The sequence below is a fragment of the Flavobacterium ponti genome, from assembly GCF_042652765.1.
Taxonomy (GTDB): Bacteria; Bacteroidota; Bacteroidia; order Flavobacteriales; family Flavobacteriaceae; genus Flavobacterium; species Flavobacterium ponti.
The window spans coordinates 1-24,540 of record NZ_JBHSGW010000004.1 but is presented as its reverse complement, the minus strand read 5'-3'; the positions used below and the strand labels follow the sequence as shown (position 1 = coordinate 24,540).

Sequence of the window (24,540 nt, the reverse complement as noted above, 5' to 3'; positions counted from 1 at the left end):
TTTATTATCTTCTTTGAAATACACTTTACTTTAGACTAATTAATTTGGAATTATTTCTACTTCAGCATTTGCATTGAACAAATACGTTTTTCCACTACTCATTTCTGTGCATTCATAACGCTTAACTCTCAATCCAATTTTTTGAAAAATTCTGCCATTTTTTATTCTGAATAAACTTCCATTTGGCACTTCATGAATGAAATACACATCAGGTTTTCTTTCATCAAATTGTTTTAAGGCATAAGCCAATCGTGCATCTGTATCGCTACTTGCTGTTGGATTTCTAAAATGATTAGCTACTAAAGACAAAACGGAATTTGGGAAAATTTCTGGTCTAATGAATGGCACCATTAATCTTTGAAAAGTATGTTTCCACTCTACTCCATGTGGTTTTATGTTTCTTCCAAATTTTTGAAAAGCAACTAAATGAGCAATTTCATGAATCAATGTTATGAGAAATCTGTATTTATTTAAATTGGCATTAATTGTTATTAAGTGAAAACCTTGTGCATCTTTTCTATAATCACCATGACGAGTTTGACGCTCATTAACAATTTTTAAATGCACATGATTCATTTTGATAAGTTCAAAACAAGGTTCCACAGCGTGAGAAGGCAAATATTTTTCTAAAACGTTACTCAATTTTATGGCGTTGTTGAGGAAACTTGCAATACTTTCCCGTTGTAATATTTATTTCCTGTCAATGCAAAATCGTGAATATAATTTGCCATTTCTGAGGCTGAAAGAGGTGCTTCATATCCTGGAAAAGCTTCTTGCAACATTTCTGTATTTACTGAACCTAAGGCTAACACATTGAAACTTACTCCTTGTTCTTTGTATTCTTCAGCTAATAATTCTGACAATGTAATCACTGCACCTTTACTTGAGCTATAAGCAGCCAAACCTGCAAATTTCATACTTCCTTGAATGCCTCCCATAGAACTAATGGTTACCACATGGCTGCCTTTTTGAAGATATGGAATACAAATTCGCGTTAAGCTAGCTACTCCAAAAACATTTACTTTATAAATATTTTCAAATTCACTTGAAGTAATTTGTTCGAATGGTTTGTGTAATAAAGCTCCTGCATTATGAATTAAAACATCTACTTGTTTGAAATTGTTTTTAATGAAATTTTCAACCTCATCAATCGAGGCATCTAAACTTAAATCAACCGATAAACATGTTATGTTTTTGTGTTCGATTAATGCTTTTTGAGTTTTTCTTGAAAGAGCTAAAACGTTATGTCCTTCATTAGCAAATTGCAAAGCTAATTCATAACCAATTCCTCTTGAAGTTCCAGTGATTATTATATTTTTATTTTGCATTGATCGTAATTTCTTTGGTTGGTTTGTTCATCATAATTTCTAAAATAGGAATCATGGTATTAATAACATTTGTCATATGTTTGGTATCCATTAATTCAAATTCATCGTCTGGTTTGTGATAAAAATCGAAATTTTCAAAATCAAATGTAGAAACCGTTTGAGCAGGAACTTCAAATTCTGTAAAGAATGGATAATTATCAGAAGCTCTAAACAGTTGATATTTAGTCTCAGCTGGAATATATCCAATTACTTTTTCACCATTGTATTCATTCATTTTTGAAGCCATATTTGTTTTTCCAAAACCTGTAATGTATAATAGGAAATCTTTGTCTTTCATTGGCACACCTATCATTTCAAAATTGAACATGAAATATAAATCTAAATTTTCAGCTTTTAATTTTTTGGCTAAATGTTTTGAACCTAACAACCCTTTTTCTTCTGCAGAAAAGAATACAAAAATCAAACTTCTTTTATTGGTTTTATTTTTGGCAAAATATTTCATTACTTCCGAAGTTGCTGTTGAACCAGAAGCATTATCATTAGCTCCATTGGCAATTTCATCTCCATTTATAGCAGCAATTTTTCCAATATGATCATAATGAGAACCTATTATAACATATTCGCTTTTTAGTTTTGGATCATTTCCTTCAATGAATCCAACAATATTATATGCTGGCTTATCAAAATTAGAAAGCGTATCTCGATAGGTTTTGAAATAAGGTTTTATGCCATTTTCTTTCATCATATTTTCAAGAAAAACACTGGCTTTTTCAATTCCTTTGCTACCAGAATCTCTTCCTTCGTTATCATCTGAAGCTAAGAATTTCAATGTTTTGGCAACATTTTCTTCTTTAGCAAAATTTATTTTAGCAATTGAAGAATTAGTTTCTGTAGTAACTGAATCTGAAGTTGAAAGTAATTTTGGAGAACCACAAGCAATTACTAATAATGAAGCTAAAAAATATATTTTTTTCATTTTGTATAAGTTTTAGTAAAAATAAAAAAATCCCGACAAAATCGAGACTTTAATTGTATTGTTTATTGTTAAATCTATCAACAATTTATATTTTAAACTTCAATAGCGATGGAATTTTTTCTTTATAAATGAAAATTAAAATCGTACAACAAATAAAAGTAATGATTGCAAGTGTGAACAATGTTCCTCCATCGTTATTCACTTCGATTCCTAATTTAGTTACATGAGATAAAATAGCTCCAGCCATTGTGCCTAAACCCAGAATTGCTCCTAATAAGGTTGTTCTTGGAATTAAAATTAAAATTGATGCAATTAACTCAACTATTCCTGAACCAATTCTTCCATAAGGTTCAATGCCTAAAGTTGTGAATATATAAACACTTTCTGGTGCTGCTGTGAATTTAAAAAATAAGGTTTGCAAAAGAATTACAACTGCAACAAGTTTAATAATCCAAATTAAAATTGACTTTTTCATGATTTATTTGATATAATTTTTCCAATTTAAATCTGCTTTTTTCTTTAAATTAACTTCGTCTTTATTCCAACTTTTTAAAGTATTATTAAAAAAAGCGTTGTAAAACAAGTATAGTTTACCATTTAAAATTTTAAATGTTTCTGGATTAATTTCAACTTTCTCTCCAGAATTTCCCATTGCATAAGCACACCAACCTCCATATTGAGGTTCATATGAAGCTGGACTTTTCTTAAAAGCATCTTTATTGGTTTGTGAAGAAAAATAATAAATTACACCCTCATAACTAACAGCTAAATCTTTATTCCCTTTTACCGCTTTGTTTTGCTTAAAATAGGAAACTACATCATAGCCTTGAACTGCTACTTTATTTTTTTCTAAATTAAATTGTTCTGCTCTTTTTGCTTCAGTCTGTGCAAAAGTCGAAATAGAAACAAAAGCCATTAAAAGTATTATTAATTGATTTTTCATAACTTTAATTTTTAGATTAAATTGTTAAACAAATTTAGGGAAGTACTAAAAATCAAAATGTTAGTTACACAACTAAAACAAATAAAACAAAAAAAGTCCCGACAAAAATCGAGACTTTCTAGTTATAATTTTTTAAGAAAATTAAGCTAACATTGTAACTGGATTTTCCATAAATGCTTTGAATGTTTGTAAGAACTGTGCTCCTGTTGCACCATCAACTGTTCTGTGATCACAAGCAAGAGTTACTGTCATAGTATTACCTATAACAATTTGTCCGTTTTTAACTACTGGTTTTTCAACGATTGCTCCAACAGATAAAATTGCTGAATTTGGTTGATTAATGATTGACGTGAAAGACTGAATTCCAAACATTCCTAAGTTAGAAATTGTAAAGGTACTTCCTTCCATTTCGTTAGGTTGGATTTTCTTAGCTTTAGATCTTCCAGCCATATCTCTTACGTTTGCACCAATTTGTGTTAAACTCATTTGGTCTGTGAATTTCAATACTGGAACTACCAATCCATCTTCAACGGCAACAGCAACACCAATATTTACATGGTGATTGATAATCATTGCATCGTCTTTCCATTGCGAATTTACTTGAGGATGTTTTTTCAATGCCATTGCAGATGCCTTGATAACCATATCATTAAATGACACTTTAGTATCAGGCAAACCGTTGATCATATTTCTTGAAGCAATAGCGTTATCCATATCTAACTCAATTGTTAAATAATAGTGAGGAGCTGTAAATTTAGATTCAGCTAAACGTTTTGCTATTACTTTTCGCATTTGCGAATTTTTGATTTCTTCTTGATAAACTTCTCCAGCTGGAACAAATGGTTTAACGTCACTTGAAGTTGCTGCTGCTTGAGCCACTGGTTCAGCTGATTTTGCAGAAGGAGTATAATTTTCTACATCTGATTTAACGATTCTACCGTTTTCACCTGAACCATTAACTTGACTTAAATCAATTCCTTTTTCTTCTGCTATTTTTTTCGCTAAAGGAGATGCAAAAATTCTTCCACCATTTGAAGTTGATGAAGATGTTTGCGATGTAGACTCTTCTTTTTTTGATGTCGATTCTTTTTCTTCTGATTTTGATTCCTCTTTAGATTCAGAAGCAGCTGAATAATTCTCAGCAATTCCAGAAACGTCTGTACCTTCTGGTCCAATAATAGCTAAAACGCTATCAACTGGTGCAGTTTCACCTTCTTGAATGCCAATGTATAATAATGTACCTGCATTAAAAGACTCAAACTCCATTGTGGCTTTATCAGTCTCAATTTCAGCTAAAATATCACCTTCACTAACTTTATCACCAACTTTCTTCAACCAAGTTGCTACTGTACCAGTAGTCATTGTGTCACTTAAACGTGGCATTGTCACTACTTTTACTCCTTTTGGAAGTTCGGTATTTGTAGTTTTAGCTTCTGAAGTTTCTTTTTCTTCTTTTTTTGTTTCTGATTTTGGTTCTTCCTCTTTTTCATCATTAGAAGTTTCACCTTTTAAAAGTTCAGATATATCTTCACCTTCTTTACCAATAATAGCCAATAATGAATCTACTGAAGCTGTTTCACCTTCTTGAATACCAATATGCAAAAGGGTTCCAGCATTGAATGATTCAAATTCCATGGTAGCTTTGTCGGTTTCAATTTCAGCTAAAATATCACCTTCACTAACTTTATCCCCAACTTTTTTTAGCCAAGTTGCTACAGTTCCTTCCGTCATTGTGTCGCTTAAGCGCGGCATTGTTACTACTGTTGCCATGTTTTATAATTTATGAGGTATGAATGGATAATTTTCTTGTTCGTACACTACGTCATACAATTGTTGAATTTCAGGAAAATCAGATTCTTCAGCAAAAGTGGCACATTCTTCCACTAAATCTTTAACTCTTTCGTCAATAGCTTCAATTTCTGCTTCTGTAGCGTAATTATTTTCTTTTATGATATCCAATACTTGTGTAATTGGGTCAATTTTTTTGTATTCTTCTACTTCGTCTTTTGTTCTGTATAATTGTGCATCAGACATTGAGTGACCTCTATACCTGTATGTTTTCATTTCTAAGAATGTAGGACCATCTCCTCTTCTTGCTCTTTCCATTGCTTCGTGCATTGCTTCAGCTACTTTAACAGGATTCATTCCATCAACTGGTCCACAAGGCATTTCGTAACCTAAACCTAATTTCCAGATATCAGTATGATTTGCTGTTCTTTCTACTGAAGTTCCCATTGCATATCCATTGTTTTCACAAATGAATACAACTGGTAATTTCCAATTCATTGCCATATTGAAAGCCTCATGCAAAGAACCTTGACGAGCAGCACCATCACCAAAATAAGTTAAAGTAACTCCACCTGTTTCAAAATATTTATCTGCAAAAGCCATTCCTGCTCCAACTGGAATTTGAGCACCTACAATACCATGTCCACCATAAAAACCATGTTCTTTAGAGAAAATATGCATAGAACCACCCATTCCTTTTGAAGTACCGGTAACTTTACCTAATAATTCAGCCATTACTTTTCTTGGATCAACACCCATTCCAATAGGTTGAACGTGATTACGATAAGCTGTAATCATTTTATCTTTTCCACCTAATTCCATTACATGTAATGCTCCAGCTAAAACAGCTTCTTGACCATTATATAAATGTAAAAATCCTCTAACTTTTTGTTGGATATAAAGTGCAGCTAATTTGTCTTCGAATTTTCTCCAAAACTGCATATCTTCGTACCACTTTAGGTACACTTCTTTTGTAATTGGCTTCATTGTTTGATGTTATTTAATGAAATTCACTTCATAATTAGCAAAAATACTATTTCCTAGCTGATTGAAAAAATTAAATTTCATGATTTTTATGTTTTTTACTGACAATTCGTTAAAAACAATTAACGAAATCGTTATAGATGGTTTTTGTCGAACATAAAAGGCAATAAATTCTTCAATGAATCTGATTTATAAATTTCACCTTTTGCTCCCATAAAATAAATCTCAATAGGAGTATTTTGTTTGAATTCGTATTCTGCAATTGATTGTCTACAAGCTCCGCAAGGAGGAATGGGAATATCCGAATCTCTGTCATTTGGAGAAGCACTAATGCATAGTTTTAAAATTTTTGAATTTGGATATTGGGAACCTGCATAGAATACAGCAACTCTTTCTGCACACAAACCAGAAGGATATGCTGCGTTTTCTTGGTTTGTTCCTGTTATAATTTCATCATTATCTAAAATTAGAGCAACTCCTACAGAAAACTTAGAATAGGGAGCATATGCTGTTTTTCTAATTTCAATAGCTTTTTCCATTAAGTTTTTAACACTTAAATCCAATTGTTCAATAGAATCATAAACTTTAAAAGCAGTAGTTATATTTAATTCTCTCATATTATTTCTTTAAAAGGGAAAAAAAATCCAAATTCTAAAAAAATAGAATTTGGATTTAGTTATTTTTATTTCTTATCGATTAATATTCATCATATTCATCCCCAAAGTTAAACGTTAAAGAAAAACGCAATGTGTTTTCTAGTGGGTTTCTTACTTTTGATGCTGAGAATAAGTATGACAAATCTACTTTTACTATTTGATATTTGAAACCAGCTCCTAGAGTTAAATATTTTCTAGCACCTTTTTCTACACTTTCGTTAAAATAACCTGTACGAATAGAAAATGAGTCTTGATAACTATATTCTGCACCTAAAGCCCAAGTGAATTCTTTTAACTCTTCTGAAAAACCATCTGGAGCATCATTAAATGATTTAAAAATACCCGAAACCCAACCAATATTTCTATATTCATTGTATAATTGTGAAGAATCCTGACTATCAATTTCTCCATCACCATTAACATCTGTAATTTCTGGAGGTGTTGGCACTAATAATTTTGTTACTTCTCCTGTTAATGCAACTTTATTATACTCATCAAAGATAAAATCAAATCCAGCACCTAAACGCATATTAGCAGGCAAGAAATTAGTATTTGTTACATCATTATCATATTTAATTTTTGGTCCTAAATTTTGTAAATTAAAACCTGCTCTCCAACGACCGTTAAAATCACTATAAGCTTCTTCTTCTGATTGGTAATAACCTGCCACATCAAAAGCAAAAGTTGAAGCAGCTGAAGCATCAGTAGTTCCATCTGGAATTTTTAGATTTGAACGAATAAATCTACCTGCAATTGCCATTGCAAATCTCTCACTTAATTTCAAAGAGTATGAACCATCTAGAGCTAGTTCATTTGGAGAAACTGTTCTAGGTGTATCGTCAAAAGATTGTCTTAATTCAATATCACCTAATCCAAAATACCTTAAACTTCCTGCAAAAGCACTACGCTCATTTATTCTATTATAATAAGTAACTTGTCCTAATGAAATATCATTTGCAATATCAGTCAAATAAGGTGTATAACTCAAAGAAAACCCTTGTTCTTTTAAAGAGAAAGCATATTTAGCAGGATTATATTGTTGCGAAAAAGCATCCGCAGAAGTAGCAACTCCCATGTCAGCCATACCAGCAGAACGAGCATCAGCTGCAATTAATAAAAACGGAACTCCAGTTGTTATAACTCTATCTTGTGCTTGAGTTTTAAAAGTTGTGATTATTAAAATTATTAAAGCAATTTTTTTCATTTTTTCATTCTTATTTAATTGACAAATATACTATTTTATTAAAGTATTACAAGTTTCTCGTGTTTTTCTGATTTTTTACCATCTATAGTTGAAACAACTGTTAGTTTATAAACATAAACACCTTTTCCAATTTTATCTCCAAAGTCATCTCTACCATCCCATTTTATTTCTCTTGACAAAAATCCTTCTGTTAAAACAGATTGATTAATAGTTTTAACCACTTTACCTGTTATTGTGAAAATTTGCACTTGAACATCCAACATTTCAAAAGGACGATTATGATTGAACCAAAACTCCGTGTAGTTCACAAAAGGATTTGGATAGTTTAGAACATTACTTAATGTTATTCCGTCATCGCCAACAACCAAAAATTGAATTTCAGCTGTGATTAAATTGTTATAAACATCCCAAGCTTTGAAAGTAATCGTATGCAAACCTGGTTCTAAATCTCTAAATGGAAAACGCACTTTCCCTTTTTGATAATTATCTAATTCTGTTTCGTAATAATCGTTTAAAACATATGGATTGATTTCATCACCATCCAAAATAGCCACAATATCATGTCCAATTCCGCTAGCCGTATTAATTCCATGTTCATCTTCTAAGAAAGCTAGAAATATTGGAGAATCATTTGTAATTCCACCATAAACAAAAGACTCATCATTCATGTATAACCTTACAGTTGGTGGTGTTGTATCTTCAGGAGCATTTAGATTTATTCCTCCAATTTTAACTGAAAAATCATGACCCGTTTGATCTTGCAGAGTTGGATTAGTTGATTTTGCATAAAAACTAACCTTTCCATTTCCTTCTGCAATTTTAATGTCTTTTGGCACTACAAAACCAAACTCAAATTTTCCATTTACAACTGATGCATTTCCTCTAAAAATAGTTTCTCCAAGAGTTGTGAAATTCATTACTATTAAATTCCCTGAACTATCTTTTACACCGTCATTCCCTAACGTTTGTCTTTGTATTGTTTTATCAAAAATTTGAACCGCTAAATCCCCATTGTAAGTTGTTAATAAATTGTCATTTAAATTTCTTACTTCTCCAGAAAGTGTTACATAACTTAAAGCATTTAACACGTCTGTTGGCTGACTTACATCTACCCCATTTATTTTTGTCAAAACAACTTTTGGTTTTGGGATTGCTAACATTAAAGCTGGATCACCAATATTAAAAACAACTCTTCTGTTATCACTAGTGTTCATGTTTTTTGCTTTTCTCAATGCTTCACCAATTGACACTTGATTATTATTTGCATCAGGATACAAAAAGAAATTAAAATTATCATTCATCGTTGAAGCAACAGGTACAAAAATTAACCTAGTAGTTGTTACCAAATTAATAGCACCTCCTTCTGGATTCCAAAAAGTGAATTCACCACCAGTTTGTAAATAAGGATTATCAAAACGACTGAAATCGCAGGTCATAGTAATAAACAAAGGCAAATTGTTGTAATTACTCAAATTTATAGCTTCATTTATTTCGTATAATCTTTCTTGAGCAAAACCATATTCTCCACCATGACCATAATAATTTACGACTAAAGCACCTAATTGGATTGCATCTACAAAATCCTGTTTAGCCTTAGGGTATCTATTCCCTCCAGCAGAAACTTCCTGAACATAAGCATCTGTGTGAATTTTTTTAGCATTTATAAAGGGATAATTATTGTTTAAATTATCTATCATGTCATTTAAACCAAACTGTAGACCAGAATCCGAAACAGAATCCGCATCATCTGTTAAAATAACATAACTATTTCTCCACCTTCCATACGATTTTTCATCATAATAATGAATAACTTTATTTACAACATCTTCAGCTTGTTGCGATGAACTTACCACCATTCTACCTACAGCAATATCAATTCCATCAGGATTAATTGGCAACATCTGTCCTTCATTATCATCCATCAAACCAAAGAAATCATCAGACATGAATGAATTTAAAACAGAGTAATTTGAAGAATTATTTGACATTGTAGCATTTGTGTTCAACCCATGAAAAACAGGAACTATATTAGTATTGTTTGGAATTCTATCTTTAAAATCAAAAGAAGCATCTCCAAATAAATTTACATATTTCACTTTTTTATTAGGAGTTGAAGCATTATCATAAACATATTTTACTAAGTTTCTAATAGCTGCTACATCTTGTTTTCCTGAAGAAAACTCTTGGTAGATATCTTCAAGCTTTACAGTTCGTACTTTTAAACCACTATAATTTCTATGAAAATTGGCTAACTTTTCAGCTTGACTGTATAAAAAACTAGGTGTAATTATTAGGTAATCTATATCCTCAAAATTTCCTTGAACTGAATTAAAAATAGTTCCTTTTATATTTTGGTTTACAACTTTTGAATTTGACTCTTTTAAAGGATTAAAATAATCATTCACATCAACTGCAACATATTTTTTAGCTTGCCCTAAATTAACTTTGTACGAAAAAGTTCCTTGATTATTACTGTATTTTTTTGTGTTGTAAATATCGGTCACATCCCAAACTTGTGATATAGATGATGCATTTGTAATGGTATATTGACCAACTCCAATGTTTGTTTCCTCTTCAAGATTTCTGAAAATAAATTGATTTCCATAACCTGTCAAATTTCTTTTAGCTTGTAGTATAATATAGTCAACATAACCTCTAGAAGCAGGAACACCACCATTATTGTAAGTTAATTTAACTGCAATATTTTGATTAGAAGCATTAAAAGTTGTTTCTAAAAAATTTTCAACTGCAAAAGTAAAATCTGGCAAAGAGACAATGTTCACAGTTCCTAAATTTTGCTGATTAGCAGTTACTTGAAAACTTGTATTACCAAAAGAAGAAGAAGCCAAATTAGCATAAAATTTTACTGGTGAAGATGTCACAATATTAGGAATTGTAAACTCAAAAGTTTTTTCGTTTTCAACTCCAAATTGATCCCCAAGCCATTTTCTTCCAATTTTCCCTGGATTAAACAAATCTTTTTCATAAAATTTATAATCATCGAAAACCGTAAAATTTACTAAAGGAGTACCTGTTGGTTGTGCACTTTCTTGAATTCTTTTTCCCGTTCCTAGAGAAGATGTTACATAATAATAAGATTTATCTTCATATAAATTAAGGTGTGTTCTGTTTTCAGCACTCCATGTATCCGTCCCTTCTGCATAGAATAAAATATAATCTTGATTTGAAAAATTTCCATCTTCTTCTCCAATAAACTGAATAGCATTTTCCTCCAAATCAATAGGGTAAGGTGTGCTATTTAACAAAGGAACCATTCTTCCACCATTACCATATATTCTAATGTTTCTTGGATCAACATTAGTATTAAAGCCTAAACTTTCAAGAAACCCTTTAGTAATTTTATAAACACCAGATTTTTCAACATAAAAACGATACCAATCACCTGAAGCTAAAACGGAGTTTTGAATGTTTTGAGTAAAATTATTATTTGCAATTCCTCTTTGCGAATTGACAATTTCATATTCAAAAGAAATTACTCTTTTAATAATTCCATTTTCGATGAATATAGGATTAAAAGAATATGAAATATAATATTCGTCTCTTGCTTTAGAATAACCTGATTGAAAATTTATTTTATTTTCTAATTTATTTTTATCTAAATCAAATAAGTCCTTTTCATTAATCACTTCAGTTTTAAAGTCAATTAAATTTACAACACTTATCGTTGATGAAGCAAAATTACTTTTGAAGTACAATTTTTTAATAGCTACATCAGCATCATAATATTTTTCTTGAAAACTTGGAAAAACAAATTGTTTATCTAGTATTGAATAATCAGACCGTTTCCACTCAATTTTAATTGCTACTTTATTTTGAGCAAAAATTGTAATAGAAAACATTAAAAATATAATAAGTGTGGATACTTTCTTTTTCATCAATAGCAAAACGAAAAACTTAAAATTATATTACAAAGAGAGAATATTTTTTTCTTCTACACAATAAAAAAACAATAAAAATAAAATTATAACGTTATCAAGTTGTATCTCAAAATACACCAATTAAAAAAAAAATAAAAAAATGTTGCGATTTAATGGTTAATTATTATCTTGCGAACCAAAATTTATTACCTACTTAAAGTATGAAAAGTATCAAATTCAAAGCCTTACCTGTATTAATAGCTGTTGCAGCAACAGTTAGTTTTACTAGTTGTAGCAAAAAAGGTAGTTCAAAAGGAGCTTCATCTGCTACTGGATGGAAAATTAATGACAAAAAAGGTGGATTTCAGTACAATGCAAAGTACAAAAAACAAGAAACTCCTCCAGGAATGGTTCCAGTCGAAGGTGGAACATTTACTATGGGTAAAGTTCAAGATGACGTAATGCATGACTGGAATAACTCTCCAAATCAACAACACGTTCAATCATTCTTCATGGATGAAACTGAAGTTACAAACTTTATGTACACAGAGTATTTATTCTGGGTTAAGAAAGTTTTCCCACCAACTGAAGAAAGCTACAAAAACATATATGATGGTGTAGTTCCTGATACATTAGTATGGAGAAACCGTTTAGGTTATAATGAAACAATGACACTTAACTATTTAAGACACCCTGCTTATGCAAACTATCCTGTAGTTGGTGTTAACTGGATTCAAGCTGTTGAATTTAGTAAATGGAGAACTGATCGTGTTAACGAAAATATCCTTGAAAGAGAAGGTTTCTTAAAAAAAGATGCAAAAATCACTGATGTTGCTGCTGATGCAAATTTCAGTACTGAAACATATTTAGCTGCTCCAACACAAACTTATGGTGGTAATGAAGAAATCGTTCTACAAAAAGGCGCAAGAGGATCTAAAGGTAAAAAAGGTGAAAATGCTGACGAGACTGCAACGAATGTGTATGCTCAAAGAAGTTCAGGTTTAATTTTACCAGAATATCGTTTACCAACTGAGGCAGAATGGGAATATGCTGCTCTAGCTTTAGTAGGAAACAGAGAGTACAACTTATACAAAGGACAAAAGAAATATCCTTGGAATGGTCAATACACTCGTTCTGGAAAAAGAAAGAAAAGAGGAGATCAATTAGCTAACTTTAAGCAAGGTAAAGGTGATTACGGTGGAATTGCTGGATGGTCAGATGATGGTGCAGATATTACTCAATATGTAAAAGCTTATGCTCCTAATGACTTTGGTTTATATGATATGGCAGGAAACGTTGCAGAATGGGTTGCTGATGTTTACAGACCTATTGTTGATGATGAAGCAAATGATTTCAACTACTATAGAGGTAACGTTTATTTGAAAAACAAAATCGGAGAAGATGGAACAGTTGAATTAGTAACTATGGACAACATCGCTTATGATACTTTAAGTAATGGTAAAATTGTTGCTCGTAACTTCCCAGGTCAAATTGCTCAAGTACCAGTTGACGAAAACGAAACTTACTTAAGAACTCAATTCTCGACTTCTGACAACAGAAATTACAGAGATGGTGATAGACAATCTACTCGTTATTTTGACTTTGGTAATACAGAAGAAGAATCAGAAGCAGAAAAAGATAAGCATAGAATGTATGATTCTCCAGAGCATTCAGTTTCAAGAGATAGTTTAGGTGACTTATTAAAACAATATGACAAATCTAACGACAGAACTACTTTAGTTGACGATAACGTAAGAGTTTACAAAGGAGGTTCTTGGAGAGATAGAGCTTATTGGTTAGATCCAGCATCAAGAAGATATTTTCCACAAGATATGTCAACTGATTATATCGGATTTAGATGTGCAATGTCTAAAGTTGGTCCAAAAACTAACAAGAAAAAAGCAAGAAATTAATTTTCTTTAACATACTTTAAAAAAAGCCCTTTTCAAAAAGGGCTTTTTTTATATCTTTACTTTATGGAAATAAAAACTATTTATTCTAAATTTTTAGAATGCTCTTCTGTTTCAACAGATACTCGAAAAATCGATAAAAATTCATTATTTGTAGCCTTAAAAGGAGAAAACTTTGATGCTAATACTTTTACCAAAGAAGCTCTAGAAAAAGGAGCTAAATATGTTATTATTGATAATAAAGACTTTTATATTGACGAAAGAACAATCATAGTTGATGACAGTCTAAAAGCTCTTCAAGAGTTAGCTAATTTCCATAGAAAAAAACTTCAATTACCCATAATTAGCCTTACAGGAAGCAATGGAAAAACTACAACTAAAGAATTAATAAATGTTGTTTTATCTAAGAAATTTAAAACTATTGCTACTATAGGTAACTTAAATAATCATATCGGTGTACCGTTAACTTTATTGAGACTTAGCAAAGAAACCGAAATTGGTATTATTGAAATGGGTGCTAATCATCAAAAAGAAATAAAGTTTTTATGCACTATTGCAGAACCTGATTTTGGATACATTACAAATTTTGGAAAAGCTCATCTAGAAGGTTTTGGTGGTGTTGAAGGAGTTATAAAAGGCAAAAGCGAAATGTATACTTACTTAAAAGAAAATAATGGAATTGTTTTTGTCAACTTAGATGATACAATTCAAAATGAAAAGTCTAAACTTCTAAATAGATATACTTTTTCACAAGAAAACAAAGACGCAAATGTATTTATTACATCAGTTGCCACTAATCCAATGGTTACAATAGGATATAATGATTTTGAAATTCAATCAAATTTAATTGGAATATACAATGCAAACAACATTAATGCTGCAGTAACTATTGGAAAATATTTCAAAGTTGATGACGAAGCCATTAAAAAAGCTATTGAAAATTACATTCCAGAAAATAATCGCTCGCAATTAATTCGCAAAAATGGTAACGAAATCATTTTGGATGCTTATAATGCAAACCCAAGTAGTATGCATGCAGCTTTAATTAATTTTTTTCAATTAGATAATAATCCAAAAATTGCTATTCTAGGAGACATGTTTGAACTTGGTGATGAAAGTTTTGTAGAACATAAAAAAATTGTTGATTTAGCAGTAAGTCATCCAGAAATAAAAATATATTTTGTTGGGAAACATTTTTTTCAAGTAAAGAAAGAATTAAAAAATATTCTCTTTTTTGAGGATTATGAAAGTTTTTCAAACACTTTTAAATCTGTTTCAGACAGTTTTTTTTTAATAAAAGGGTCAAGAGGGATGGCTTTGGAAAGAACCTTGGATTTACTATAATAAAATTACTTTAAATAAAAAAAGCAACTCAAATGAGTTGCTTTTTTTGTGGGCGATGAGGGGTTCGAACCCCCGACCCCCTCGGTGTAAACGAGGTGCTCTGAACCAGCTGAGCTAATCGCCCTATTTTAATTTTGCCATACTTGTTCCGTATTGCGAGTGCAAATATACACTACTTTTTTAATGTAGCAAACATTTTAATAAAAAAAAATTAAACAATTTCTGCTACTACAAAAGTGCTTCCTCCTATATAAATAAAGTCACCTTCATTAGCTTCTAGTGTAGCTAGAATATAAGCTTCTGAAACCGAATTACATACTAGTCCATTTAAATTGTAATTTTCAGCAAATTGCTTTAAAACTTCAGCATCCAATCCTCTTGAAACATTTGGTTTACAAAAATAAAAAAAAGCACCTTTTGGAAATAAAGGCAAAATCGAATCTAAATCTTTATCATTAACAACTCCTAAAACGATATACAATTGCTTAAATATTTGTTTTTTTATTTGATTCATTACAATTTGTAATCCATGAGCATTATGAGCAGTATCACAAATTATAGTTGGATTTGCTCCCAATTGCTGCCATCTACCCAATAAACCAGTATTTTTTACAACATTTAACAAACCGTTTTCAATTGCTAAATCAGAAATTGAAAAATATTGTTTAACTAATTCAATAGCTTGTAAAACTGTTTTTTTGTTTTGAACTTGATAATCACCTAGTAAGCCACATGGCAAATCTTCGTTTTTATTTTCTTGTGCAAAATAAATAGGTGCATTATTTTTTTGAGCAATTTCAAGAAATACTTTTTTAGTTTCTGGAAGATATTCTCCAATAACTACCGGAATATTTTTCTTTATAATACCAGCTTTTTCAGCAGCAATTAATTCTAAAGTATTTCCTAAAAATTGGGTGTGATCAAAGCCAATATTTGTAATAACAGAAACTAAAGGTGTGATTATGTTAGTAGAGTCTAATCTCCCTCCCATTCCAACTTCAATAATAGCCAAATCCACTTTTTCATCACTAAAATATTGAAATGCTAAACCAACAGTCATTTCAAAGAAACTTAATTGATTCTGTTCGAAAAAGGATTTGTTTTCTTTTACAAATTCAACAACATACTCTTCAGCAATTTCTTTACCGTTAATTTTAATTCGTTCTCTGAAATCTTTTAAATGTGGAGAGGTATATAATCCAACTTTATAACCTGCTTCTTTAAGAATTGAAGCTAACATTGAAGATGTTGAACCCTTACCATTAGTTCCAGCTACATGTATAGATTTGAATTTATTTTCGGGATTTTTTAGGTGTTTTGCTAAAGCTAAAGTGTTAGATAGATCTTTCTTGTAGGCAGAAGCTCCTTGTTGTTGAAACATAGGCAATTGATTAAAAAGCCATTCAGTTGTTTCTTGATAGTTCATTAAAAAAATTGATTATTCTCCTACTCTGAAGTTAATTTCTACAAAACCTATTTGTGTATCTGGTGCATCTGGTGCTTGATTCCACTTAAATGTTCGTGCTGTTGCAATAGCTGGCTTTATTAAACATTGACTCGTAGAATTTGACCCTTTTGCAGAATATTGAGCATCAATTACTCTTCCTTGTTTGTTAACTGTTACTTGAACAACTATTGTTCCTTCTTCGTTACATTGTTGAACAACTTTATCATTTCCTGCTAAACTTCTACCAGCTAAACCCCATTTTGTACCGTTTCCGCTACCTGTTCCTTTTCCATTACCCCAAAAACTATTGGCATATAAATCTCCATTTATATTTCCTTTGTCACCAGGCTCACCATCATCTCCGTGACCACCTTTTGTTGTTCCTTTATCTTTTCCTTTTATCATTCCATCTAAAACAGAATTTTTAGGCTTTGTAGGTTCAACTGGTTTAGTGTTTTCTGTTGGTTTTGTTTCTTTAGGAGTTGTTTTTGGTGTTGGTTTAACTTTTTCTTTTTTAGGTGCTACCACAGGAGAATCATCGTCTTGTGTTGATAAGTTTTCTTGAGATTCAACTGGTTTACTTGGAGTTTGTGGAGCTGCTGCTTGAACAGGTTCTGTTGGCTGCACTTCTCCTTGACCCACATCGCTAGTTCCAAAATTAACTGCAATTCCGTTTTCTGGTGGTGGATCCATATAAGTTAATCCGAAAAATATACATATTAGTGCTATGATTACAAAAATACCTGATGTAATAGCAAAAGATTTTTTTTCTTCTGGTGTTTCTATAAGTTTCATAGTAAACTAATTTTTTATTTTAAACTAATTACCCTAGCCCTGATGGTAACGGCATCCTTTTTTTGTAAAAAAAAGATATAGTGAACAGCAGGAAACAGCTCCTAAAAATTCTATTTTGGATCAACTGCTAAAACCGTTTTAATTTGGTTTCTATTAGCAATATCCATTACATAAATAATATTATCGTACTCAACAGTTTTCTCAGCTCTAAGAACAATGGCTCTTGCTTTGTCATCTCCAGAAGGAAGAATGGCTAAAAGTTGTTCTTCTAATTGTTCTTTTGAAACTGGGTTTTTGTCAATGAAAAATTCAGATTTTCCATTTATGTTAACCGTTGTGTTTTTATTACTATCGGTTTTTCCTTTTGCTTTTGGTAATACTAAATCTAATGCATTAGTTGTTACCATTGTTGATGTTAGCATAAAGAAAATCAGTAGCAAGAAAACAATATCAGTCATAGATGACATATTGAATTCTGTAGAGACTTTATTTCTTGTTTTACCTAACTTCATTATACTGGCTCATTTAATAAGTCAAGGAAATCTACTGCATTGGCTTCCATTTGATTAACCACTTTGTTAGTTTTTACTACTAAATGATTGTATCCAATGTAAGCAATAATTCCAACAATAAGACCAACTACAGTTGTTGTCATTGCTGTATAAATTCCTTCAGCTAATGCTCCAACTTCGATTTGTCCACCACCACTTGCCATTTTATGAAAAGCAAGAATCATACCAACAACTGTCCCTAGGAAACCAATCATTGGTCCAGCCCCAGAGATAGTAGCTAGCATTGAAGTGTTCTTTTCTAATTTGTATAATTCTAAATTACCAGCATTTTCGATAGCTGTATTGATGTCTTCAAGAGGTTTTCCAATACGAGAAATTCCTTTTTCGATTAGTCTAGCTACGGGTGAGTTTGACTGAGCACAAATCATTTTTGCATTATCAATTTTTCCTGAAGCGATATTCATTTTAATGTTATTCATAAAACTAGAATCAATTTTACTAGCTTTGTTAATTGCCATAATTCTTTCAAAATACAAGAATAATGCAAAAAACAATAAGATAAATAAGACTAAAATAATGGCTTGACCACCAATTCCACCACTTGTTAATAAAGACCAAATTGAAAGCGTTTGTTCTACTGGTTGGTCATCTGTTAATACCTGGTTAGCAACTGCTAAACTATCTGCTTGAAGAAATATACTCATAGAATTATTAATATGTATTTAAAACGTAAATGTACTATAAAAATTGTATTAAGCTGCATTTAATAAAAAGTCTCTTAATAAGACAAAAACTGCAAATCCTGAAAGGAAGCCAATCAATGCTAACCAAGCAATTTTTTTAAAATACCAAAAGAAATCAATTTTTTCCATTCCCATTGCTACTACACCAGCAGCCGATCCGATAATCAACATACTTCCTCCTGTTCCTGCTGAATAGGCAATAAAGTGCCAAGCAGGTTCATCCGTTGGAATAGAAAACATTCCTATACTTGCAGCAACTAAAGGTACATTATCTATTATAGCAGACCCTATTCCTAACAATAAAACTACTAAATCTGAAATATGAGTAGAAGCATGCTCTGTACCTAACAAAGGAACTGAACTTTCTAAAACTCCTGCAAATTCAAATAACATTCCTAAAGATTCTAAAGCTGCCACAGCCATTAAAATTCCTAAAAAGAATAGAATACTTGGCATTTCAATTTTTGATAACGAATGATGAATTGGACTATGACTTGCTGGTAATGCACCACCACCAGTAGAAGCGTCTGCCATTGTAAATTTAGAACTGCTAAAATATTCAGCAAATATTGATACTATTGCTAACGACAACATCATTCCCATGTAAGGAGGTAAGTGTGTAATCGTTTTAAAAATTGGAACAAATAATATTCCTGCTAAACCAAGATAGAACATTGTAGCACTATGTTTTGAAGTTGGTTTTTCATCTTTTAATTCTTCAGTTGCAATTTTTCCTTTAAAAATTTTTAATTTGGAAGCAATAAATGTTGGAACAGCATAGCAGAAAATTGATGGTAAAAGTACATGTTCGATTAAACTAGAAGCAGTTACTTTATTTGCAATCCAAAGCATTGTAGTAGTTACATCACCAATTGGAGACCAAGCACCACCAGCATTTGCAGCAATTACAATCAAACCAGCATACCACAAACGAACCTCTTTTTCTTTTACTATTTTTTGTAGTATTGTTATTAATACAATTGTTGCTGTTAAATTATCAATAATAGCAGATAAAATAAAAGCCAATGTGGTAAATAACCACAATAAACTAGATTTACGTTTAGTTTTTACATAGGATTTGATTGTTGAAAATCCATCAAAATAATCAATGATTTCTACAATAGTCATTGCTCCTAATAAAAAAACAAGAATCTCAGCAGTTTTTCCAAGATGATGGAGTAAAACACCTTCAATATGATGTTGTTCTAAAGACTTAGTTGCTGTATTTACCTCAAAAACATCTAAATGAGCAACTGCAATAATTGCCCACAAAATTGCCATCATTCCAAGTGCTGGAACTAGCTTATCTACTTTTAAATTGTGTTCTAAGGCAATGGCTAAATACCCTACAATAAATATAATTATTAAAATTGCTTCCATCTATATTTTTATGATTTTTAAATTAATTGTTTTAATGCAATTTCAAAAGCAGTAGCACTAATGTTTTTCTTATCTGAATTAAGATCATGTGCTTTTTGAATAGCATTTTTAATGATAGAAGAAGTATCTGAAAAGATAGCCTCATCTGTCATTTGTACTTTTTTCTCCATGAAATAGGCAAAAACTCTTGCCATTCCACAATTTGAAATAAAGTCAGGAATTAAGCTTACTTTTTTATCTGTTTCTTCCATAATTGGTCCAAAAAAGATTTCCTTATCTGCAAAAGGAACATTTGCTCCACAAGAAATAACCTCTAAACCTGAAGCTATCATTTCATCTATTTGTGACTTTTGAACTAAACGTGATGCTGCACAAGGAGCAAAGATTTGAGCTTCAATATTCCAGATTTTTTTATTGATTTCTTCAAAAGGTATCATGTTTTCAGCAACCAACTTGTTTCCATCTTTGTTTAAAAACAATTCTGTAATTTCTTCAAAACTGAAACCTTCTTCTTTTATTAATCCACCATCTCTATCAATAATTCCGACAACTTTAGCTCCCATTTCGGCTAAATAAAATGCTGCTGCTGATCCAACATTTCCAAAACCTTGAACAATAGCTTTCTTACCTTTTACATTTCCACCGTAAATATCATAAAAATGACGAACAGCTTCTGCTACACCATAACCAGTAATCATATCAGCTACAGTATATTTACGCATAACGTCTGGAGAGAAATTTGGATTTTCAATAACTTTAATTACTCCTTGACGTAATTGTCCTATTCTGTTAATTTTATCTGCTTCTGTTGGTTTAAAATGTCCATTAAAAACACCTTCTTGTGGATGCCAAACACCACATTCTTCAGTCATTGGAATAACTTCATGAATTTCATCAACATTTAAATCACCACCTGTACCATAATAATTTTTAAGTAGTGGAGAAACTGCTTTGTACCAACGTTCTAAAACTCCTTTTTTTCTTGGGTCATTTGGATCAAAGTTAATTCCAGATTTTGCACCTCCAATAGCAGGACCTGAAACAGAAAATTTCACTTCCATAGTTTTAGCCAATGAAAGCACTTCATTCATATCTAATCCTTTTCTCATTCTAGTTCCACCACCAGCAGCACCACCTCTAAGTGAATTTATAACTGTCCAGCCTTCTGCTTCTGTTTCTGGATCTTTCCAATTAAAAACTATCTCTGGTTCTTTGTTCTCAAATTTTTGTAATAAATCTTTCATTAATTCTATAAAATTGTGTTCCACAAATATACATATTCTGAATGATTACTTAAAACAAACAGAAAGTTTTAGTAATTTAATAACAATACCTAAAACATATATTATTCATTAAGAGATAATTATCTTTTTCGTTCAAATATCAATCCACTACAATGATTTTTTTGTGCTCCAGTCACACTACTCAAAACATTAATTTCATTTCTCATTCTCAAAATTCCTAGAAAAGCAAAGATTAATGCTTCTTTAAATTCTATTGTTTTATTATCAGGAATAACCACCTCAATATTAGGTAAATAAAATTTAATTCTCTCTAATAAAAAATCATTGTAAGCTCCACCACCTGTTATTAGTAATTTTGCTCTTTTTTTATAAATTACTTTACTAATTTGAAATGCAATATGTTCTACAAACGTATTCATTATGTCTTTTGTAGGAATTATGAAACTTTTAATTATAGGAAAGATAAATTCATTGACAAATTCAATTCCTAATGACTTTGGAAAAGATAATTTATAGAAATCTAAATCATTTAATTTATCAAATAAATCTGAATTAAAATTTCCAGATTTTGCTATTAAACCTCTATCATCATAAGGAAAACCTAATATATTTGAATTATAGTTTAAAACCGTGTTGACTGGTGAAATATCAAAAGCAATTCTTTGTTGATTTTCATCAAATGAAATATTGGAAAAACCTCCTAAATTTAAACAATAATCATATTCTGAAAACAATAACTTATCTCCTATTGGGACTAATGGAGCACCTTGTCCTCCAAGTCGAATGTCATTAACCCTAAAATCACAAACAATTGTTTGGTTTGTTAATTCTGAAATAACTGGTAAGTTTCCAATTTGTAATGTAAATCCTAATTCTGGTTTATGCAGAACAGTATGTCCATGACTACAGACTGCATCTAAATCGTCAATTTTAAAATTAGAAATAAAATCTTTAATTATATGGGCTAATAAATTTGTGTAGTCTATATTTAATTTTTCCAATTCTGTTTCAGAAAAACCAACTGCTCCTTTTAAAATTTTTAGCCAACTTTCGGAATAGGGAATAGTACTAGTTTCTAAAATTTCATAATTCCAATTCAAATCTTTATGAAATTTAATATGAGCCAAATCAACTCCATCCAATGAAGTTCCTGACATAACTCCGATAACGTTATAGTTCTGCTTAAACATGGCTTAAAATTACAAATACTTATTGAAAATTTGCCAATAAATAAGTACATTTGTCAACTTATTTTAACATAAATTCAAAACATTATATTTTAGATTATGGATTTCAAATTAAACGAAGAGCAAATAATGATTCAGCAAGCTGCAAGGGATTTTGCTCAAACAGAATTATTACCAGGAGTAATTGAAAGAGATGAACATTCTAAATTCCCTGAAGAGCAAGTCAAAAAAATGGCTGAATTAGGTTTCTTAGGAATGATGGTTGATCCAAAATATGGTGGTGCTGGTTTAGATAGTATTTCTTACATATGTGCGATGGAGGAAATTGCAAAAGTGGATGCTTCTGCAGCTGTAATTATGTCAGTAAATAACTCTTTAGTTTGTGCAGGAATCGAAAAATACTGTAACGAAGAACAAAAACAAAAATATCTAGTACCTCTAGCTACCGGTGAAGTAATAGGTGCTTTCTGTTTATCAGAACCAGAAGCTGGATCAGACGCAACTTCACAAAAAACAACTGCTATTGACAAAGGTGATCATTACTTATTAAACGGAACAAAAAACTGGATTACAAATGGTGGAACTGCTTCAACATACATTGTAATTGCTCAAACTGATGTAGAAAAAGGGCATAAAGGAATTAATGCTTTTTTAGTTGAAAAAGGTTGGGAAGGTTTTTCAATCGGACCAAAAGAGAAAAAAATGGGAATTAGAGGTTCAGATACACATTCTTTAATGTTTTCTGATGTAAAAGTTCCTAAAGAAAATAGAATAGGTGAAGACGGATTTGGATTTGCATTTGCAATGAATGTGTTAAATGGAGGAAGAATTGGAATTGCTTCTCAAGCTCTAGGAATTGCTCAAGGTGCTTATGAGTTGGCTTTAAAATATGCTCAAGAGAGAGTAGCATTTAAAAAACCAATCATTCAACATCAAGCAATAGCATTCAAATTAGCAGATATGCATGTTCAAATTACTGCTGCAAGAATGTTATGTTATAAAGCAGGTTTTGAAAAAGATAATGGTGAAGATATTTCTCATTCTGGTGCAATGGCAAAACTATTTGCTTCAGAAACTGCAATGAATACAACCATTGAAGCAGTTCAAATCCATGGCGGAAATGGTTATGTTAGCGAATATCATGTAGAAAGAATGATGCGTGATGCAAAAATCACCCAAATATATGAAGGAACTTCTGAAATCCAACGAATAGTTATTTCAAGAGGATTAACAAACTAGTTATTATTTTTTAATCTTTAAAAAGAGTTCAATTTTTATAAGTTGAACTCTTTTTTTATTACTTTTAAAATAAAAATGTTATTCAACAATTGGAAAGAAAACCTCCAGCCATTAATTAATAAATACAAAGACAAAAAACATCCATTAGTTTATGATAATTTGTATGAGTTATTAATCATGGTAATCCTTTCAGCTCAAGATTCAGATGCAAATATTAATAAAGTTAAAGTTAATTTTTTTGAAAAATATCCAAATATAACAAGTCTCTCAAAATCAAGTTCTGGTGAAATAAGTAGCTATATTACTTCAGTAAAAAATTATTCAAATAAATCAAATTGGATATTTGAAACAGCTAGCATTATTCAGATAAATAAAAATTTTCCAACTAATTTAGATGATTTAATAAAATTAAAAGGAGTTGGTAGAAAATCTGCTAATGTCATTTTAAGAGAAATGAACAAAAAAGCAGAAGGAATAATAGTGGATTTACATGTAATAAGGGTAGTTCCTAGAATTGGTTTAACTCCTGAAATTAAAGATGGTAATAAAATTGAAAAACTTCTAATGCAACAATTACCTTATGAAATTTGGAATGAAATTGGAATGGCTTTTTCATTTCTAGGTAGAGAAATTTGCAGACCCAAAAACCCAAAATGTGACTTATGTTCTATAAATATTCATTGTCAATATTTTCAACAAAAGTCCTAATTTTTTTTTGGGCGTGTCCCTTTGGGTCGGGCTATCCGCACTCGCTTTTTTTGTTTCGTTTTTAAAACCGAGACAAAAAAGAGCTCAAACAATTGCTCCTATCCCTCACGCAACACTCAGTAAACATCATAATTTTGTTTTATTACAGCACTTGTAATTTTTAATGATTTTAAAAAAAGTTTACAACAACAAAAAACCCTTATCAACTAAATGATAAGGGTTTTTAAAAGAAAGGCGACGACATACTCTCCCACATTACTGCAGTACCATCTGC

General features: G+C 30.9%; 21 protein-coding genes and 1 tRNA gene. 4 read left to right on the top strand and 18 right to left on the bottom strand.

Features of this window, described 5'->3' with window-relative positions; genetic code table 11:
* Positions 1-39 precede the first annotated feature (39 nt).
* From ACFO3U_RS05385 to porU, 10 genes are all read right to left on the bottom strand, one after another.
* The gene (locus ACFO3U_RS05385; protein ID WP_379738858.1) at positions 40-642 is read right to left on the bottom strand and encodes a SprT-like domain-containing protein; all 603 of its coding nucleotides are present in this window, start codon (positions 640-642) and stop codon (positions 40-42) included.
* Positions 643-644: 2 nt separating this feature from the next.
* Positions 645-1,328, bottom strand: coding sequence for an SDR family NAD(P)-dependent oxidoreductase (locus tag ACFO3U_RS05380; RefSeq protein ID WP_379738855.1), 684 nt, complete (start codon positions 1,326-1,328; stop codon positions 645-647).
* Positions 1,318-2,304 carry a M20/M25/M40 family metallo-hydrolase gene (locus tag ACFO3U_RS05375; protein WP_379738852.1) on the bottom strand — a complete coding sequence of 329 codons (987 nt, stop codon included), beginning with the start codon at positions 2,302-2,304 and terminating at the stop codon, positions 1,318-1,320. The genes ACFO3U_RS05380 and ACFO3U_RS05375 overlap by 11 nt, the downstream gene beginning before the upstream one ends.
* Positions 2,305-2,389: 85 nt before the next feature.
* Positions 2,390-2,779, bottom strand: a complete 390-nt coding sequence (locus ACFO3U_RS05370; RefSeq protein ID WP_379738850.1) for a DoxX family protein — start codon at positions 2,777-2,779, stop codon at positions 2,390-2,392.
* Between the two features lie 3 nt (positions 2,780-2,782).
* Positions 2,783-3,247 carry a YHS domain-containing (seleno)protein gene (locus ACFO3U_RS05365; protein ID WP_379738847.1) on the bottom strand — a complete coding sequence of 155 codons (465 nt, stop codon included), beginning with the start codon at positions 3,245-3,247 and terminating at the stop codon, positions 2,783-2,785.
* 141 nt (positions 3,248-3,388) lie between these two features.
* A complete protein-coding gene (locus ACFO3U_RS05360) occupies positions 3,389-5,017 on the bottom strand; it encodes a pyruvate dehydrogenase complex dihydrolipoamide acetyltransferase (protein ID WP_379738844.1) in 1,629 nt (542 codons plus the stop codon).
* A 3-nt stretch (positions 5,018-5,020) separates the two neighbouring features.
* Positions 5,021-6,022, bottom strand: a complete 1,002-nt coding sequence (pdhA, locus tag ACFO3U_RS05355; RefSeq protein WP_379738841.1) for a pyruvate dehydrogenase (acetyl-transferring) E1 component subunit alpha — start codon at positions 6,020-6,022, stop codon at positions 5,021-5,023.
* Positions 6,023-6,153: 131 nt separating this feature from the next.
* Positions 6,154-6,636 (bottom strand): cytidine deaminase, encoded by a 483-nt coding sequence (gene cdd / locus ACFO3U_RS05350; RefSeq protein WP_379738838.1) that lies wholly within the window; start codon positions 6,634-6,636, stop codon positions 6,154-6,156.
* 79 nt (positions 6,637-6,715) lie between these two features.
* Complete coding sequence (gene porV / locus ACFO3U_RS05345; protein ID WP_379738835.1) at positions 6,716-7,879, bottom strand: type IX secretion system outer membrane channel protein PorV; 1,164 nt, start codon at positions 7,877-7,879, stop codon at positions 6,716-6,718.
* Between the two features lie 38 nt (positions 7,880-7,917).
* Positions 7,918-11,775, bottom strand: coding sequence for a type IX secretion system sortase PorU (porU, locus tag ACFO3U_RS05340; RefSeq protein ID WP_465254190.1), 3,858 nt, complete (start codon positions 11,773-11,775; stop codon positions 7,918-7,920).
* A 203-nt stretch (positions 11,776-11,978) separates the two neighbouring features.
* Here porU and gldJ point away from each other — a divergent pair, with 203 nt between their 5' ends.
* Both gldJ and ACFO3U_RS05330 read left to right on the top strand, forming a co-directional pair.
* On the top strand, positions 11,979-13,670 hold the full coding sequence (gene gldJ, locus ACFO3U_RS05335; RefSeq protein WP_379738829.1) for a gliding motility lipoprotein GldJ: 1,692 nt from the start codon (positions 11,979-11,981) through the stop codon (positions 13,668-13,670).
* A gap of 63 nt (positions 13,671-13,733) precedes the next feature.
* On the top strand, positions 13,734-15,011 hold the full coding sequence (locus ACFO3U_RS05330) for a UDP-N-acetylmuramoyl-tripeptide--D-alanyl-D-alanine ligase (protein WP_379738826.1): 1,278 nt from the start codon (positions 13,734-13,736) through the stop codon (positions 15,009-15,011).
* A gap of 49 nt (positions 15,012-15,060) precedes the next feature.
* Here the strand turns inward: ACFO3U_RS05330 and ACFO3U_RS05325 are convergent.
* From ACFO3U_RS05325 to ACFO3U_RS05290, 8 genes are all read right to left on the bottom strand, one after another.
* Positions 15,061-15,135: transfer RNA gene (locus tag ACFO3U_RS05325), tRNA-Val, on the bottom strand.
* Positions 15,136-15,222: 87 nt separating this feature from the next.
* The gene (locus ACFO3U_RS05320; protein WP_379738823.1) at positions 15,223-16,437 is read right to left on the bottom strand and encodes a bifunctional folylpolyglutamate synthase/dihydrofolate synthase; all 1,215 of its coding nucleotides are present in this window, start codon (positions 16,435-16,437) and stop codon (positions 15,223-15,225) included.
* Positions 16,438-16,449: 12 nt separating this feature from the next.
* Positions 16,450-17,253, bottom strand: coding sequence for an energy transducer TonB (locus ACFO3U_RS05315; RefSeq protein WP_379738820.1), 804 nt, complete (start codon positions 17,251-17,253; stop codon positions 16,450-16,452).
* 110 nt (positions 17,254-17,363) lie between these two features.
* The gene (locus ACFO3U_RS05310) at positions 17,364-17,765 is read right to left on the bottom strand and encodes an ExbD/TolR family protein (RefSeq protein WP_379738818.1); all 402 of its coding nucleotides are present in this window, start codon (positions 17,763-17,765) and stop codon (positions 17,364-17,366) included.
* A complete protein-coding gene (locus ACFO3U_RS05305; protein ID WP_379738815.1) occupies positions 17,765-18,469 on the bottom strand; it encodes a MotA/TolQ/ExbB proton channel family protein in 705 nt (234 codons plus the stop codon). The genes ACFO3U_RS05310 and ACFO3U_RS05305 overlap by 1 nt, the downstream gene beginning before the upstream one ends.
* A gap of 48 nt (positions 18,470-18,517) precedes the next feature.
* On the bottom strand, positions 18,518-19,888 hold the full coding sequence (gene nhaD, locus ACFO3U_RS05300; RefSeq protein WP_379738812.1) for a sodium:proton antiporter NhaD: 1,371 nt from the start codon (positions 19,886-19,888) through the stop codon (positions 18,518-18,520).
* A 17-nt stretch (positions 19,889-19,905) separates the two neighbouring features.
* Positions 19,906-21,132 carry a Glu/Leu/Phe/Val dehydrogenase dimerization domain-containing protein gene (locus ACFO3U_RS05295; RefSeq protein ID WP_379738809.1) on the bottom strand — a complete coding sequence of 409 codons (1,227 nt, stop codon included), beginning with the start codon at positions 21,130-21,132 and terminating at the stop codon, positions 19,906-19,908.
* 119 nt (positions 21,133-21,251) lie between these two features.
* Positions 21,252-22,322, bottom strand: coding sequence for an anhydro-N-acetylmuramic acid kinase (locus ACFO3U_RS05290; protein WP_379738806.1), 1,071 nt, complete (start codon positions 22,320-22,322; stop codon positions 21,252-21,254).
* Positions 22,323-22,418: 96 nt separating this feature from the next.
* On the opposite strand from ACFO3U_RS05290, the gene ACFO3U_RS05285 reads away from it, so the two are divergent.
* Both ACFO3U_RS05285 and ACFO3U_RS05280 read left to right on the top strand, forming a co-directional pair.
* Complete coding sequence (locus ACFO3U_RS05285) at positions 22,419-23,558, top strand: acyl-CoA dehydrogenase (RefSeq protein WP_379738803.1); 1,140 nt, start codon at positions 22,419-22,421, stop codon at positions 23,556-23,558.
* A gap of 75 nt (positions 23,559-23,633) precedes the next feature.
* Positions 23,634-24,266, top strand: a complete 633-nt coding sequence (locus ACFO3U_RS05280) for an endonuclease III domain-containing protein (protein WP_379738800.1) — start codon at positions 23,634-23,636, stop codon at positions 24,264-24,266.
* The last annotated feature ends 274 nt before the right edge of the window (positions 24,267-24,540 follow it).